Raw genomic sequence first — 15441 nt, forward strand, 5'->3', positions numbered from 1 at the left:
AAATGCAAAAACAACTCCCTTGAGAGCAAGTTTTTCAATCAATTCTGGTAAAGCTTTAATTTCGTTGCTTTTGGCATCAACTTCACAAGGTTCCAAAATCAATCCCCGCTCTACAAAATAGGCGCTGACCAACATAATTGCTGGATGAGAATCAGAACAGAGGATTATCATTTTCAACTTGATATCTAGCGCTTGAGGACTTTACCGTCCATCGCTACAGTTTCCCCAGGGACTGGTTTGATGTCAAAGAAATTTGCCAGGCATAGGGAATACTGTTAATAACCTATGTATAATAAAGTACTGCGTACCGGACTGTAAGAAGGGAGCCTATTTTTTGTGGGTTTAAAAAGGTCAATCAACTGCTCACGATAACTTAAAATCCAATCTCCAATTGCTAAAAATCCTTTATTGCCTGCGGCAATGCCTGCGGCGGGCTGCGCCTACGCCAATGTAAACAGTGCTAGACATAATGGAAGAGTATGTCGTTGTCCGGCACGACGACGGGGGTCTTGTAGACCTGTAAAAGCTTTTATAATTTCAATTTCAGACACGGTGGTAAATGCACTCTGGTAGTATTTGCACTGGACTATACCATATTGTGTCTATATTTAGAATGAAATAGCCCTGGGGGTGCGTACTGTCTAATAAAAATGGCGATGTCTCTATAGGGTCTTTGAAAAACACAGATTAGAATAATATAGCAACGGTGGTATCATTGCATCCAAATGATACCGTAATTTTGTCTAGATATAGAATTCTATTGCCCTGCCAAGGGTAGATTATTTCTAAAAGGAGTTTGCTGCAATGTCCACAACACCAACTACTCGACTAATTTTGGAGACTTTACTCCCGCATCTCAAAGTAGCAGCAGCCTATGCCCATTTTCTTCAACCAAAAATTGCTACACTTCCCGCCAAAGAACAAGGAAAAAACTTTTTTGCTGCCGCCCTTACTGATGCAGATGTGGCTATTCAAAATCTGTTAGAAGTAGTACTATTGGGCACTTTCCCAGAGATTCGCTTTTATGGTGAAGAATATGAAAGTTCTAATAATACCAAATATTTTCGGGCTACCGAACTTGGTTTTGAAGGTGATTATTTAGTCACACTCGACCCGATTGATGGCACGAAGTTTTACATGGATGGACATTCTAATTACCAAATTATTCTCAGTATTCTAAATTTGGATGACTTTGAAGCAGTAATTGCCATTTCTCCTGCCCAAAACATCTATTTTTATGCCCTCCGAGGTGAAGGTGCTTTTAAAGGGACACTGGAGATGAACTTAGCAGCCTGTGCCCCGTTACATATAACATCTCCTAAACCTGCTATTTTGTTGGGATGGGGAATGAATGCGATCGCACATTTACTAAAAGATCGATATAAAGTAATCGATATAGCGACTGATTACTCTAGTGATATTCAAATTCCCAATCTCAATGGTATTCTCAGTGGCGACTTGAGTGGAGCAGTGATCAAATCGGGCAAATTTATTGATAGTGCTGCACTTGCTTTTATTGCCAAAGAGGCTGGTTGGATTGTAACTACTCTGGACGGTTCGACTTTACCACCACTGCATACTTGTAAAAACTATAGCTTGCCTGGATTGATAGTAGCTGCCTCAAAATCTGTTCATCAAGACCTGCTGTCAGCGATGCAAAGCCTAGCTGTTTGAGGGTTAATCAATATTGGATACTGTTGCATCTACAGGTTGATGTTGAAGATGAGTTAGTCCAAGGTATTCGGTCTAGATCGCCAATGAAAATGTACTCTCAACGACTCTGTTTAGAACCACTAGAACCATATCATGCCGAACTGCTTTTTTATGGATTACAGAGTGCGAGTATATACAAGTTTATTGAAGATGTGCCACCACAAAGCGTTCAATTACTTCGCGATCGCTACATGGTTTTGGCACGTCGTTAATCACCAGATGGAACGGAGATTTGGTTAAACTGGGCTGTCTGGTCTCTTGTAGAGAAATGCTACGTTGGATATGTTCAAGTAACAATTACTATAGATAATAGTGCAATGCTTGGATATGTGTTTTTCCCTAATTTCTGGGAAAAAGGTTATGCGCTCGAAGCCGTGAAGTGTATGATTAATTATTTAGTTGAGACATACCAAAATCTTGATTTTCGCGCTGACGTTGATGTAAAAAATCACCGTTCTATTGCCTTACTACATAATTTGGGATTTGTCAGATCGACATTTTTTCAAAATATTGAGTCTAACCAAGATGAGTTCAACCACGAAGTACAGTACCGCAAGGCGGAAGTCAAAAGTCAAAAGTCAAAAGTATTGTATTCCGGGCTTTCGCGCCATTTTGAATAGTATGTTTATTTACGCAGTGTTGTATTAGATACTGTCTTCCATGACTCATATTCTTTTGACAAAATGAAAATCTGTATTGTTGGCGCGGGTGCGATTGGTGGATATTTAGGGGCAAAATTGGCACTGGCAGGTGAAGAGGTGACACTAATCGCGCGTGGTTCTCATTTGGAAGCAATTCAAAAAAATGGGCTGAAGTTAATTATGGCAGACGGTTCCAGCCAAATTGTTACTCCGATGGCAACGAGCGATATTCAGTCAGCAGGGACACAGGATGTAGTAATTTTAACTGTGAAGGCTCACAGTGTATCTGCGATCGCACCTTTTCTCCCAGCACTCTACGATGCTCACACAATGGTGGTGACAGCCCAAAATGGCGTTCCTTGGTGGTACTTTCGTCAGCATGGCGGTGAGTATGAAGGTACGCGGATTCAATCTGTCGATCCAGATGGGATTATTGAAGCTAGTATCGGTGCTGAACGCGCTATCGGTTGTGTGGTTTACCCGGCAACTGAGATAATTGAACCGGGTGTAATTAAACATATTGAAGGCGATCGCTTTACTCTTGGTGAAATCGACGGCACTAAAACAGAACGCATCCAATTATTAGCACAAACTTTAAAACAAGCAGGATTTAAAGCACCAATCCGCAATCAAATTCGCACGGAAATTTGGATCAAGTTGTGGGGAAATGTGGCATTTAATCCGATCAGTGCTTTAACTGGTGCGACTCTAGAGGATATTTGTCGCTATCCTCTCACCCGCGAACTAGCGCGACAAATGATGAGTGAGACTCAAGCGCTCGCAGAAAACTTAGGCATAAAATTTGGCATCACTTTGGAGGCACGAATTAATGGCGCAGAAAATGTTGGCGCTCATAAAACTTCGATGCTACAAGATATTGAAGCCGGACGCGCTACGGAGATAGATGCTATTGTTGGCGCGGTGGCAGAATTGGGAAAACTTACTCAAATTCCTACACCTTATATTGATGCTATTTATGCCAGCGTTAAGCTGCTGGAGGCGACTAAACAAAAAAGTCTATTTAATAAAAGGTAAAAGGTCAAACTCTTGACGAATTTCTAACAGTGAACAGTCTAACATTGGTTCAAAGTTAAGAAACGGGACGAAAATTTTATGATTCCGAGTTTTTCGCCACATTAAAATTAACTCTGGCATTAATCGCACTAATTCAAAAAAGATGGAACTGTACAACCAAATCACACCATGACGTTTGATCAAGTCTTCATACATCACACTTACAGATGGATTTTGGCGCTCACGCAACCAATCTCTAAATTTGAAGTCACTTGTCCAAAATGTCAGAGGCAAAATCTTAAGTTCATCATACATATTTGTGTCACAGCCATAAATGACGTGACTAGCATCATGAGCAAGCAAGATTTTGGCAAAATCCTCTGGTTGAGTACTGGGATGAGTGAGATCGAAATTGACTGCATAGTATTCCTCCAGCCCTTGACGTAAAGTTTGAGTACTATTTTTGTTGGTATATTGGGGTCGAGTTCGCAAAGACATAAGTCTGTAAACTATATTATCGATACTAATGGTATCGATAATACCAAATACAAATATCAATCACATTTATGGCTTATCTATTAGAGATAAAAATTAATATAAAATTATTGCTATATGAGTGAACCTGCTAAAAAGCGACCTGGAAGACCTCGCAGTGTTGAGTCTCATCAGGCAATTCTCCAAGCGACAATTGATTTACTGATAGAGGTTGGTTTTACTCAGATGAGTGTTGATGCGATCGCTGCCCGTGCTGGAGTAGGCAAAACCACGATTTATCGACGATATAGTTCTAAGGAAGAGTTGATTGCAGATGCAATTGAAAGTCTTAGAAAAGAAGTTGTGATACCTAATACAGGTAGTTTCTGGGGTGACATCGATTCTCTGATTGAGAGTGCTGCACAACTTACACTCAACTCTTTAGGAAAACAGACCGTTGCCATGATTGTTAGTACTGCATTAACCAATCCTCAGTTCGCTCAGATGTATTGGACAAAATATCTACAGCCTCGACGGGAAGCTTTTGCGATTGTGCTAAAACGTGCGAAAGAGCGAGGTGAATTTCAAGCCGATGCCGATTCTGATTTATTCTTCGACACAATCAGCAGTATTATGCTTTATGCATCAGTTTTTCCACCTGGTGATGAATCGTGGAGTGCTTATGTTCGCCGTCTTTTAGATTTTCTGTTAAAAGATAAAGTGGTTTAAAAAATAAGTACAGATTCAAAAACTTCTGCACAAAACTTCTAGATCGACTAAAATATTTGGCTAGCTGCTAATATGACCCTTCTTTATTAGAGGCTATCTCTAAAGAAATATCAAGTTCATGAAAAAAAAAGTATGGCTATTAACGATACTGGTTCTAACAGTAGTAGGAATCAGCATCATTTCAGGACATAGTAATTCTCTAAAAGCTGCTTCATCTTTAGGCAAAGACACACTGACGATGATTACTTCCCCAGATTATCCTCCTTATGAGTTTTATGATACGAAAGGAGGCGATCGCCAAATCGTTGGCTTTGATATAGATATAGCCAAAACCCTTGCTCAAAAGCTAGGGTTTAAACTTCAAATAATGGAATCCGATTTTAATGGATTAATTCCTGCACTCCAAGCAAATCGTGCTGATTTTGTAATGGCTGGGATGACTCCGACTCCAGAACGTCAGAAAAATGTTGATTTTTCAATTATTTATTATGAAGCTAAAGATACGATTGTTGCTCCTAAAGGTAGCAACCTAAAGCAGCCCCAAAATTTATCAGGAAAAAAGGTTGGGGTACAACTAGGAACGATACAAGAACAAAATGCCCAGAAAATTACTAAAAAAGTTGCGGGTATTCAGCTAAAGCAGCTCAACAAAGTGCCGGAAGTAGTTCAAGAAATCAAATCTGGGCGAATTGATGCCGCAATTGTTGAGGATACTGTCGCTAAAGGATTTGCCCAAGCTAACCCAGATTTAGAATTTAATATTATTCCTTCAGAGGAAGCAAGTGGATCGGCGATCGCTTTTCCCAAAGGTTCTTCTTTTGTAGAACCGTTTAACAAAGTCCTTCAACAAATGAAAGACGATGGCACATTGAATAAACTTGTCAGCAAGTGGTTTTCACAGAATATCACCGCCAATCCTGCATCCTCAACTCCTGCCAAAGGCGGATTGAACCTCGACTTCACCAGAATTCTTCCTGACATTCCCTTTATTCTTCGGGGAATCCCTTTAACTTTGTTATTCACGCTATTATCTGTAACCTTGGGGTTAATCTGGGGAACAATCCTGTCTCTCTTAAAAATTATCGGCATCAAGCCGCTTACTTGGGTTGCTAACGCTTATACTTCTGTTTTTCGAGGTACGCCTTTACTATTACAGTTGGCGTTAGTTTACTACGCAACACCTCAGCTTACAGGCTATGACATTTCCGCATTAGAGGCTGGGGTGCTAACTTTTACCCTAAATTCTGGCGCTTATATGTCGGAAACCATCAGGGGTGGAATTCAGGCGGTGGATAAAGGACAAAGTGAAGCGGCGATGTCTATGGGTGTTCCCTATTGGTTGATGATGTGGGATGTGATTTTGCCCCAAGCATTGAAGAACATTCTCCCAGCATTGGTAAATGAAACTATTGGATTGCTCAAAGATTCCGCGCTGGTGTCAACTATTGGAGTGGTGGAAATATTACGCAGCGCTCAAATTGTTGGTGCGAATAAGTATATTTATTTTGAACCATTGTTATTTGCAGGGTTAATTTACTATCTTTTAGTAATGGGTATGACCTTGGGTGCATCCGCTTTAGAAAGGAGATTACGGCAAAGTGAGTAATGTAATAATTCGCACGGAATTCTTATCTAAATCCTTTGGTAAACTTGAGGTACTCAAAGATATTTCCACCGAGTTTTATCAGGGAGAAGTGGTTGCTATACTAGGCCCTTCTGGTTCAGGGAAATCTACGTTTCTGCGATGCATAAACTTGCTAGAACAACCTACTAGAGGCAGAATCTACTTTCACGAGCAAGAAATTACCAATCCCAAGGCAAACATCGCTAAGGTGCGCCAGCATTTGGTGATGGTATTTCAACATTTTAATTTGTTTCCTCACATGAGTGTGCTGCAAAATGTCACCTACGCACCCATAAAGGTGAAAAAAATAAACAAGCAAAAAGCAGAACAACATGGCTTAGAATTGCTTGCGAAGGTAGGTTTAGAGGAAAAAGCTGATGTGTACCCATCCAAACTATCCGGGGGACAGAAACAGCGAGTAGCGATCGCTCGTGCATTAGCAATGGAACCAGAGATGATTTTGTTTGATGAACCTACCTCTGCCTTAGATCCAGAAATGGTTAAGGATGTGCTGGAAGTGATGAAAGCTTTGGCGCTATCTGGGATGACAATGGCGATCGTTACCCATGAAATGGGCTTTGCCAAAGAAGTTGCCAATCGGATTATGTTCCTCGACCAGGGAAGTTTAGCAGAAGATGCTACTCCTAGTGAGTTTTTTCAAAATCCTAAGTGCGATCGCGCTAAACAGTTCTTGGAAAAAATGCTTTAGAACATCAGGAATTTGCCGCTTTTCTGGTATTCTTGAAACTTTTCTAAAACAGGGCGATCGTTTGACGTTAACGCAGGTAAGTCTGCCAAATCAAAAAATTCCAGTGCTAGCGATTCTCCATCTAAGCAAGCGAAGCTGCCTTCCCATTCAACAGCTCGCAAAATCAAATTGAAGGTTTGGACGCGATCGCCATTGGGATAAGTTACAGTTTCAAAGGCTGGATTGGAAGAAAAACCCACAGCTTCAAAACGCTTAACCGTTAAACCAGTTTCTTCAAAAACCTCTCGTGCTGAACATTCTTCGGCAGATTCACCTACTTCTGGATAACCACCAGGTAGCCCCCAAAGTTTAAAATCACTTCGTTTTTGCAACAGAACGCGCCCCAAGTTATCCTCGATAATCACGTATACGCTAAACAACAGAAGTAGGCGATCGCCGACAACTTGTCGTAACTTGCCGAGATAAGAGTCAGACCAATTTGCCATAATTTTAGAGAAAATCTAAAAGTAGCAAATAGCATCTAAATTTACTTCAGTGTTTGCACATCAGGATAATAATGAAAGAAAGATAGTCGGCAATATTTGCGATCGCCTCCGGCGCGCGGGACGCGATCGCGCTTCGACTTGTGTTATTACAAAATAAATAAAGATTTAGTAAATATTTATTAATATTTTAATGAATTTTCTATGAAAACTTCATATAAAATAGCTATTTGATTATGGTAGATATTTTAGAGTGTTTCTTGTCAAGCCAATAGGAAGGGTAAAAGAATATATTTGTGTTGATCCTACAGCTCTTTCATATTTGTTCTGTTACTTTAACTTTTCAATGGTTCAGATCAAGCTTGGATCACTACTTATCTAAGGATTGCTAATCAACTTCGTTAAGGTTTATAACCGATACTACGATAAATTTAGAGATCAGAAGCCCTAGATTCTGACTCTTGGATTTAACCAAAGAATAGGCATTCTGGAGATTTTTTGCGAAATCGCGTTTATTCATTCAATAATTCAAGGTTTATTCATGAAACTTCAAATAGCCCCTGTATTGCTTGGGATGATGACTTGTTCATCCATTCCTTTTGTGTTTGCAGTCTCATCCGCTCAGGCTGCTGATTTTACATTTAGCGCAAATTTTACTAATGGATATTCAGCCAAAGGTTCGTTTACAACTAAAACTAATGCTCCGGCTTCTTTTTCAGAAATTAGTCCAGGGTCTAGTCCATTTCCAACTCAATTTTTGGAATCTCAATCGCTATCTATTTTCGACTCCACCAATACACTTCTTCAAAGTGGTAGTTCAGTTATAAACGGAATTTCAAATGATAAGTTTTTCCGTTTGGATTACGATAACTCTCTAACGGCTAATCTTCCAACATTAGATGTCAGCACTGAGACACCTAGTCAGAACCCCTACTACTTCATCTCCAATGGCGTTGATCCCAGCGGAAACCCTGTTGCATTTGGTAGCACTAGTTATAACCTATTTTTGTTTGATAAAATTACTAATAAATCTACTTTCTTAGGTGACACAACTGGTATCAAGGCAACACCCGTCCCGGAACCTTCTTCAGTAATCAGTTCACTGGCATTTGCTGCTTTTGGTTTTGGTTTTGCTTTTAAACGGAAGCTGAATAACAGGACTGCATCAAACTGTCCCCCAACCAATGTTGCTGTTGTCTAATCAGTTGTGAATCGTTCTGAACCCATCAAACCCAAATATGAGTCTCAAGTACAATCATTGCAAAACCTCCCAGTCTTCTAAGGCGACGGGTTCTGTGGGGTCGTCATAACAGTATGGCTATGTGTTGTGCAAAAGATAAGGTATTTGTATCTAATTAGGATTTCGGTGCTGCTTGGTGCTGTGGAGTATTAGTTTCCAGAATAATCACTTCCACAGCATTGCCAGCATGAAAGAATAAACCCCGCAGTGTCAGAGTTTCATCTTCACTTAAGACGACTTCTATCTTGGAGCGTTCATATTTCAACTCTAAAAGCAGGTTTTCAGTCTTTACTATTATTAGTATAATGATGTAATTTTGTAATTAAATCCAAATTTAACTTAGAGAAAGTTTGTAAAGAAAATCTAAAGGTAGCAAATAGCGATCGCCTGAAAACAGGATAATGCAGCTGAACTAACCAATCCTTCCCATTCAACCTAGAACTATGGCATCTACACCCAAAATTCTCGCCTTTGCTGGCAGTACCCGGATTTATTCTTACAACAAAAAATTGGTAAAAATCGCGGCGGCTGGCGCGAAGGCAGCAGGCGCAGAAGTGACTTATATAGACCTCCGTGATTTGCCCTTACCTCTGTATGATGAAGATTTGGAAGCTGAAGAAGGATTACCTGCCAACGCCCGCACTTTTAAGGACTTGATGATTTCTCATCAAGGATTGCTGATTGCTTCGCCTGAATATAACAGTTCACTCACAGCAGTTTTGAAGAACGCCATTGACTGGGCATCTCGTCCATATCCAAATGAAGCACCTTTGGCTTTGACTGCTTTTGTAGGTAAAGTTGCTAGCATTATGAGCGCTTCCCCAGGCGCTCTTGGTGGTCTGCGGGGATTGGTTCACCTGCGGTCTATCTTGGGAAACATCAAAGTTTTGGTACTTCCCGACCAGGTAGCCGTACCCAAAGCTTACGAAGCCTTTAATGGCGATGGCACGTTAAAAGATCCTAAACAGCAGCAATCTATTGAAAAGCTAGGCGATGGCTTAACAAAGATATTGCTGAAGCTTAATTAAACTCTTTAATTTGACAGTAAATAACGAATACCTATCATTAACACAAAGATGCCATACAGCTTTTTCATTAACTCGGTGCTAATAAACGGCTGATTTGCAAACAATGCCCCGAACAAGTTACCCACGATTAAACCAACTGCAATAATCAGGGCATATTTGATATTAAGATTACCGTTGCGGTGGTAGACTAAGGCTGCTAAAATGCCGATTGGCAAAATTTGAGCAGCCACAGAAGTTCCTGTAGCTAACTTCTGATCCAAACCAATTACTAACACCATTGCCGGAATCATAATTGCGCCGCCACCGATACCAAACATCCCGCCAGCAACGCCAGAAACTAAACCGATTAACAACAGTTGGATAAAGATATTAGACATAAAAAATGGTCGCTAGATTGCAAATTATAAATTAATATTTTTGGAAAAGATTGATTTTGGGAGCATTCCATGCACACCTTTTTGGGGACTGTTGACAACTTGAGTTATATGAAAATTCACAGCTAAACTACACAATACATAAGCATCTTCTGGCGACAAATTTGCAAAGCGTTCTAGAAAATCAATCATATTTTTTAAAGCCAGTTCTAAGGCTTCATCTAAGGTTTGAGCAAAGCCCATTGTGATGATATGAGTTGGAGTTTCGGCAATTGGTGTTGTCAGTTGTAAATCCTTGCGAAGTTTGAGGGTAATTCTACCGTTCATCGAAGTTTCAATGGCGGTGACATTTACTTCGCCGTCTCCCTGTGCAGAATGTCCATCACCAATAGAAAATAATGCACCTGGTACAAAAATTGGCAAAAACAAGCGAGAACCAGCTTGCAGTTCTCGATTGTCAATATTACCACCGTAAGAACCTGGTGGGACAGAAGTTCGAGAGGTTTCTGGAGTAGCGACACCAAGAATTCCAAAAAACGGTTTGAGGGGAATTTTTATGCTAGCACCCGCCGGAAATTCAGCGATATTGTTTGCTAAATCTAAAGGGATGAATCTCAAAGCAGGTTGACGAAACTGATGTGGTAAAGCTCCCCAACCTGTACGAATGGCATTGAAGCCGACAGGTAAACGAGGTGCGATCGCATCTAATTGTACTTCTAAAACATCCCCTGGTTCGGCATCGCGCACATAAATTGGCCCTGTAAGTAAATGCGGCCCCCCAGCAATTTTGCGTTCTGGTAGAAGATTTTGGCAGATGTCGAGAAATTCTGGTGTGAGAAACTCAGGTGGTGCTTTGTCATAAACGTAGTAACCAGTATAAGTTTCTACATCAACCGTATCGCCAGAATCAATACTGAGTGCTGGTTCTAGCAGATGGGAGAACCCACCTAGATGCACGGTTTCTTTTGAGGCTTTTAAAATATAATGAGTCATATCATATCTGCCTAATCACTTATCAAAAAAATTCTTTGCGTCAGAGCGTCCCTTTAAATAATAAGTCTTTAAGGTGTTTTCAACTTCCGTCATGCCTCAGATGAAAGGATGCCTACTAGTACTCGTACCAAATCTTCTAAACCTTCAGGAACACGATAAAGTTTAATATCTTCTGTAATTAGCTTCTGTTGTCTATTGAGTGTACCAAATTTCCAGTCATCTCCATTAGTAACTGCGCCAAATAAAATTAATGATTGATCATCTAGAGATTGATCCAGAGCTATTAATTCTACTGCTAGCTGTGTAAACCCCCTTCTGATATCTGATTGTTTTGCTTCAATCACCAATAGGGAGTTAGATTTATGTAAGTAATAATCCAAAGTACCTTTGAGCTTTTCATCCACATTAAGTGGATACTCACTATATAGTTGAGCTTTTGTTTGATCGCAGATTTCAGCAAGGATAGGAGCAATCATAAATTCTCTGATTGATATCTCAGCCGTCGGGTTAAAAAGCTTTATATTGCGCTGCAAGTAACTTTGTAAAAATTCTAAATAGCTAATATTAGCAAAGTATCTTGGTAATTCTAGCTCTGTGCGCTCATAACCGTACTCAAACTCAGCTACTACATCTATTGTCGGGTTAGGTAACAAAAAGTATTGGCTAAAAGTGTAACTTTGCTCAGGTTTTAAAATTCTATATTTACTCATGATTTTTATCGTGAATGAACTACACCAGAGATATTACGAATTACAATTAGGAATTAAGAATTGATCTGATTATCTCAAAATTTGCTAAACTCCAACTTTGGGGATAGTAAATAAAAACAATTTGAGCAAGGAATTTGGAGGGGGTTGCAGAGTGGCTAATGATGAACGCATAGTCAATGTACAACAGATACATCCAAAAGATTTTTCATGGAAACTATGGCCTGTTGTGCCACTCTACCCTTATGGCAGGCGGCAAACAATCCGCAAAGAAGTGGTTAAGGACACAATCTGGAATTTTGACCAGATTCAGGGCATTTTCTACGTTGTTGTGCCGATTCGCATGACTGTGGTTAAACTCGAAGCCGGAGGTCTTCTTATCTATGCGCCTGTTGCACCAACCCCAGAGTGTATCAGGCTTGTGAATGAGTTGGTGGCAAAACACGGTAACGTTAAGTACATCATCCTGCCAACTATCTCTGCTATAGAACACAAAGTCTTCGTCGGCCCCTTCGCTAGATACTTTCCGACTGCACAGGTGTTTGTAGCTCCTCATCAGTGGAGTTTCCCGCTAAATCTCCCCCTTAGCTGGCTTGGCTTACCCCCAAAACGCACTCAAATACTCCCAAAAGATAGTAGCAAAACACCCTTTGCTGATGAGTTTGATTATGCAATGTTGGGCCCCATCGAGCTTGGGCCTGGTCGGTTTGCAGAAGTTGCTTTTTTCCACAAGCGATCGCATACTCTTTTAGTAACAGATTCTGTGCTTTCGATCCCAGAAGAGCCACCTGCGATCGTTTTATTAGATCCATATCCCTTGCTATTTCATGCCAAGGATCATGCTTCTGATATTGTTGCAGACATTCAGGTAAATCGCCGTAAGGGTTGGCAACGCATCTCGTTGTTTGCTTTGTACTTTCAACCAAGCGCACTAGATATACGCCAATGGAGTCAGGTATTGCAAGATGCCTTGAAAGCACCAGAACGCTCAAAGAAAGCTTATTTTGGATTGTATCCCTTTAAATGGCAGTCAGATTGGCAGCGATCATTTGATGCCCTGCGAGGTGATGGGCGTTTATTTGTTGCCCCAATTTTACAGAAGCTGATTCTCAACCGCGCACCCCAAGAAACCATCGATTGGGCTGATAAAGTTGCAAGTTGGGACTTTGAGTGGATTATTCCCTGCCACTTTGATTCACCGATTAAAGCCGAGCCGCATCAGTTTCGCCAAGCTTTCTCTTTTTTGGAAAAACAGTCTGCTGTCAGTGCAGGTTTATTCAGCAGTAGCAGCTATCCTTTACCAGAGGAGGATTTTAAAGTACTTAGAAAAATCGATGCAGGTTTAAATAAGTTTGGCATTGTGCCAGCAGCAAAGGAGAAAGTGTAGGAGAAACAATATAGCGTTCTTCTTTGGATGCAAGCTAGCTGTGCGCCCCTACGAGTTGTTCACAAATAATTAAGTAGGGCTATATCCACCCTAGAATAATAGACAAACTAGCCCAGGTAAACAGTAGAAGCCTATGCCACAGGCAATCCTTAACCAAATCCTCAATCAGCTTGAAATCCTAGAGCCAGAGGAGCTACAGCAGCTGAATCAGGCTATCCAGAGATATCTTGTTGAGCAAGAACAAGTTGCTCAACGGACAACATTTCACAAAGCACTGTTAACTTCTGGGTTAGTAAAACAACTCAAGCAACCAGCTTACAATCAGCAAATTGAACAGCGACTTATTCAGGTACAGGGTAAACCTGTTTCTGAAACAATCATTGAGGAACGCTGCTAGATGGCAGCTTATTATTTAGATAGCAGTGCGCTGGTCAAACGCTACGTCAATGAGATAGGTTCAGCATGGGTTTTGAGTTTATTTGACCCGCTACGGAAAAATGATGTACTGATTGCTGCCATTACTAATGTTGAAATTGTCGCTGCAATTACACGGCGATCGCGTGGTGGAAGTATGATTGCTACGGATGCGATCGCAGTATGTAATCAATTCAAAAGTGATTTACTGTCTGAATACCAAATTGTCGAAATCACACAGAGCATCATCAACTCTGCAATGGTATAGCTGAAGCATACGGGTTACGAGGCTACGATGCAGTTCAGCTAGGGTCTGGTCGTGCGGTAAATGCCCTCTGCATAGCTAACAGTTTACCTCTGGTGACATTTGTATCTGCTGATTCCGAATTGAATGCAGCCGCAGCAAGTGAAGGTCTAATTGTTGAAAACCCCAACAACTACCCCTAACGTTTGATTCCCTTAAACCGTTCTTGCGCCGCCTGAAACGCTTCTTGCATCACCAATTGAATTTTTTGGGGATCGGGTTTTTTACCTCCGATTAAATCACCAAAATAAACGCAGGCTGCTTCCCCTAATGCCCAGGTATAGGCGGCTGCCCAAGAGGCTGCGATCGCACTACCAAAACCTGGTATAAATTTAATTAACTCCCGGGCAATTGCCTGTGCTAAAAAACCACCTGCGATCGCACTCACAACGCCTCCCGCCTGAGATGGCGTAAGTGTCTGCCCATATAATTTACCCAACAGACCCACCATTGATCCTTGCAAGGCAGTTAGTACGGGCATTGTGGCAAATGGCAGAGGTACAGCGGCGAGGGTAGCAGACATAATCGCAAATGGCAAAATATAACGGCGGGCAGCATCCCGGTAAAGGTTGCCAAGTTGCTTACCAGTTTCTTCTTGATCCAATAGCTGATAAATCGCCTGGGCTTCGGCTTCTGGGAGTAGTTCTGCTAAGGAATCTCGCAGTGCTTCTAAGCCGTAAAATACCGGAGTGTAGCCATCTTCTTCTAAAGTAAAGTCAATTAGTACAGAGCGGTCAGTTATTTTTGCAAAGGCTTGTTGCATTGCGGCAAATGCTCGGTTGACTTCCTGATAGTCTGGCGGATAGGCAGGATGATCGACGATATCGCCAGGATAAACTTCATGCAAGCAGGTAACTACTAGCAGACAGGGAATATTTGGATACTGCTGGCGCAACTGTTGAGCAATTTGTCGTAGGGTGTCAGTTGCAAAATCATTGATTTTAACGGTGAGAAGCAGGATTCTGGCAGAACGAGTCTCCTGTTGTAAATCGCCAACCAGTTCCTGAATAATTGCTTGAGTATCTTGTTTAACATCGCCCAGTCCCACCGTATCAGTAAAAATCAGTAACGGCAGGTCATTGGAAGGATAGGCATAGCGCTGGGTGTGTTGCGTGTGGGGACGAAATCCCTGACCGACAATCTCGGCAGATACCCCCGTCAATCCCCGGACAATTGAACTTTTTCCGGCTTGGGGTTTACCAATCACCAGGGCTTCTGTGGTTGGCAGTTCGGCTCGGACTTTCTCTAAAATCTCTGCAACCTGAGTTTCGCTCACACTAAACCATTCAACAACCGTCTGTGCCAGTTGTTCTACGGGTAAAAGTTGCGTTAGACGTGTTGTTGCTTTGTTCCAAACACCAGCAATCTGATTTGTCCAGGAATTATCGACCGACTTGGTAATCGTTTTGTCGGTCGGTTCGCTCAATTGCTGAGAATCAGTTGATGGTAAGTCAGCATCACGTTGCTCAGTCATTTTCATCCAAACGGTAGATAGCTGTCTTTAATTTAGGACACTTCATGGTGTTTAAGATTGAAATTGTTGACCTAGAAGACCTTTTTCTAATCTTATAGCGATTCTCAAAGGGATAACCAGTACCGTTAGTAGTG

The 15441-nt window shown here is 41.3% G+C and carries 19 protein-coding genes; 12 read left to right on the forward strand and 7 right to left on the reverse strand.

Annotation, left to right across the window (positions count from 1 at the left end):
* Positions 1–804 precede the first annotated feature (804 nt).
* The 4 genes from V7L29_RS26740 (at position 805) to V7L29_RS26755 (ending at position 3389) form a co-directional block, all read left to right on the forward strand.
* The gene (locus V7L29_RS26740; RefSeq protein ID WP_334690211.1) at positions 805–1674 is read left to right on the forward strand and encodes an inositol monophosphatase family protein; all 870 of its coding nucleotides are present in this window, start codon (positions 805–807) and stop codon (positions 1672–1674) included.
* Between the two features lie 23 nt (positions 1675–1697).
* The gene (locus tag V7L29_RS26745; RefSeq protein WP_334737344.1) at positions 1698–1925 is read left to right on the forward strand and encodes a hypothetical protein; all 228 of its coding nucleotides are present in this window, start codon (positions 1698–1700) and stop codon (positions 1923–1925) included.
* An 18-nt stretch (positions 1926–1943) separates the two neighbouring features.
* On the forward strand, positions 1944–2333 hold the full coding sequence (locus V7L29_RS26750; protein WP_334737365.1) for a GNAT family N-acetyltransferase: 390 nt from the start codon (positions 1944–1946) through the stop codon (positions 2331–2333).
* Between the two features lie 63 nt (positions 2334–2396).
* Complete coding sequence (locus V7L29_RS26755; RefSeq protein ID WP_334737345.1) at positions 2397–3389, forward strand: 2-dehydropantoate 2-reductase; 993 nt, start codon at positions 2397–2399, stop codon at positions 3387–3389.
* Here V7L29_RS26755 and V7L29_RS26760 read toward each other — a convergent pair.
* Complete coding sequence (locus tag V7L29_RS26760; RefSeq protein WP_334737346.1) at positions 3372–3866, reverse strand: hypothetical protein; 495 nt, start codon at positions 3864–3866, stop codon at positions 3372–3374. The genes V7L29_RS26755 and V7L29_RS26760 overlap by 18 nt on opposite strands.
* 114 nt (positions 3867–3980) lie before the next feature.
* Here V7L29_RS26760 and V7L29_RS26765 point away from each other — a divergent pair, with 114 nt between their 5' ends.
* From V7L29_RS26765 to V7L29_RS26775, 3 genes are all read left to right on the forward strand, one after another.
* Positions 3981–4571 carry a TetR/AcrR family transcriptional regulator gene (locus tag V7L29_RS26765; RefSeq protein WP_334737347.1) on the forward strand — a complete coding sequence of 197 codons (591 nt, stop codon included), beginning with the start codon at positions 3981–3983 and terminating at the stop codon, positions 4569–4571.
* A gap of 118 nt (positions 4572–4689) precedes the next feature.
* A complete protein-coding gene (locus V7L29_RS26770) occupies positions 4690–6177 on the forward strand; it encodes an ABC transporter permease subunit (protein ID WP_334693266.1) in 1488 nt (495 codons plus the stop codon).
* Positions 6170–6904, forward strand: a complete 735-nt coding sequence (locus V7L29_RS26775) for an amino acid ABC transporter ATP-binding protein (RefSeq protein ID WP_334737348.1) — start codon at positions 6170–6172, stop codon at positions 6902–6904. The genes V7L29_RS26770 and V7L29_RS26775 overlap by 8 nt, the downstream gene beginning before the upstream one ends.
* Here V7L29_RS26775 and V7L29_RS26780 read toward each other — a convergent pair.
* Positions 6901–7389 (reverse strand): NUDIX domain-containing protein, encoded by a 489-nt coding sequence (locus tag V7L29_RS26780; RefSeq protein WP_334693264.1) that lies wholly within the window; start codon positions 7387–7389, stop codon positions 6901–6903. The genes V7L29_RS26775 and V7L29_RS26780 overlap by 4 nt on opposite strands.
* A gap of 538 nt (positions 7390–7927) precedes the next feature.
* On the opposite strand from V7L29_RS26780, the gene V7L29_RS26785 reads away from it, so the two are divergent.
* Positions 7928–8587, forward strand: coding sequence for a hypothetical protein (locus V7L29_RS26785; RefSeq protein WP_334693263.1), 660 nt, complete (start codon positions 7928–7930; stop codon positions 8585–8587).
* Between the two features lie 154 nt (positions 8588–8741).
* Here the strand turns inward: V7L29_RS26785 and V7L29_RS26790 are convergent, their stop codons facing one another.
* Positions 8742–8891: a hypothetical protein gene (locus V7L29_RS26790; protein WP_334737349.1), complete on the reverse strand. Its 150-nt coding sequence runs from the start codon at positions 8889–8891 to the stop codon at positions 8742–8744.
* A 178-nt stretch (positions 8892–9069) separates the two neighbouring features.
* Here V7L29_RS26790 and V7L29_RS26795 point away from each other — a divergent pair, with 178 nt between their 5' ends.
* On the forward strand, positions 9070–9654 hold the full coding sequence (locus V7L29_RS26795; protein WP_334693261.1) for an NADPH-dependent FMN reductase: 585 nt from the start codon (positions 9070–9072) through the stop codon (positions 9652–9654).
* A 5-nt stretch (positions 9655–9659) separates the two neighbouring features.
* Here V7L29_RS26795 and V7L29_RS26800 read toward each other — a convergent pair whose 3' ends face one another.
* The 3 genes from V7L29_RS26800 to V7L29_RS26810 form a co-directional block, all read right to left on the reverse strand.
* Positions 9660–10031 carry a TSUP family transporter gene (locus tag V7L29_RS26800; RefSeq protein ID WP_334737350.1) on the reverse strand — a complete coding sequence of 124 codons (372 nt, stop codon included), beginning with the start codon at positions 10029–10031 and terminating at the stop codon, positions 9660–9662.
* 24 nt (positions 10032–10055) lie between these two features.
* Complete coding sequence (locus V7L29_RS26805; RefSeq protein WP_334737351.1) at positions 10056–11021, reverse strand: acetamidase/formamidase family protein; 966 nt, start codon at positions 11019–11021, stop codon at positions 10056–10058.
* 89 nt (positions 11022–11110) lie between these two features.
* Positions 11111–11731 (reverse strand): hypothetical protein, encoded by a 621-nt coding sequence (locus V7L29_RS26810; RefSeq protein WP_334737352.1) that lies wholly within the window; start codon positions 11729–11731, stop codon positions 11111–11113.
* Between the two features lie 151 nt (positions 11732–11882).
* Between V7L29_RS26810 and V7L29_RS26815 the strand changes: the two genes are divergently transcribed.
* From V7L29_RS26815 to V7L29_RS26825, 3 genes are all read left to right on the forward strand, one after another.
* Positions 11883–13115: a DUF4336 domain-containing protein gene (locus tag V7L29_RS26815; protein WP_334737353.1), complete on the forward strand. Its 1233-nt coding sequence runs from the start codon at positions 11883–11885 to the stop codon at positions 13113–13115.
* Between the two features lie 133 nt (positions 13116–13248).
* Positions 13249–13512, forward strand: a complete 264-nt coding sequence (locus V7L29_RS26820) for a hypothetical protein (RefSeq protein ID WP_334693257.1) — start codon at positions 13249–13251, stop codon at positions 13510–13512.
* Positions 13513–13797: a type II toxin-antitoxin system VapC family toxin gene (locus V7L29_RS26825; protein WP_334693256.1), complete on the forward strand. Its 285-nt coding sequence runs from the start codon at positions 13513–13515 to the stop codon at positions 13795–13797.
* A 175-nt stretch (positions 13798–13972) separates the two neighbouring features.
* Here the strand turns inward: V7L29_RS26825 and V7L29_RS26830 are convergent, their stop codons facing one another.
* Entirely contained in the window at positions 13973–15307 is a 1335-nt protein-coding gene (locus V7L29_RS26830; protein ID WP_334693255.1) for a GTPase family protein, read from the reverse strand.
* Positions 15308–15441 lie beyond the last annotated feature (134 nt).

This window comes from Nostoc sp., from assembly GCF_036916575.1.
GTDB lineage: Bacteria > Cyanobacteriota > Cyanobacteriia > Cyanobacteriales > Nostocaceae > Nostoc.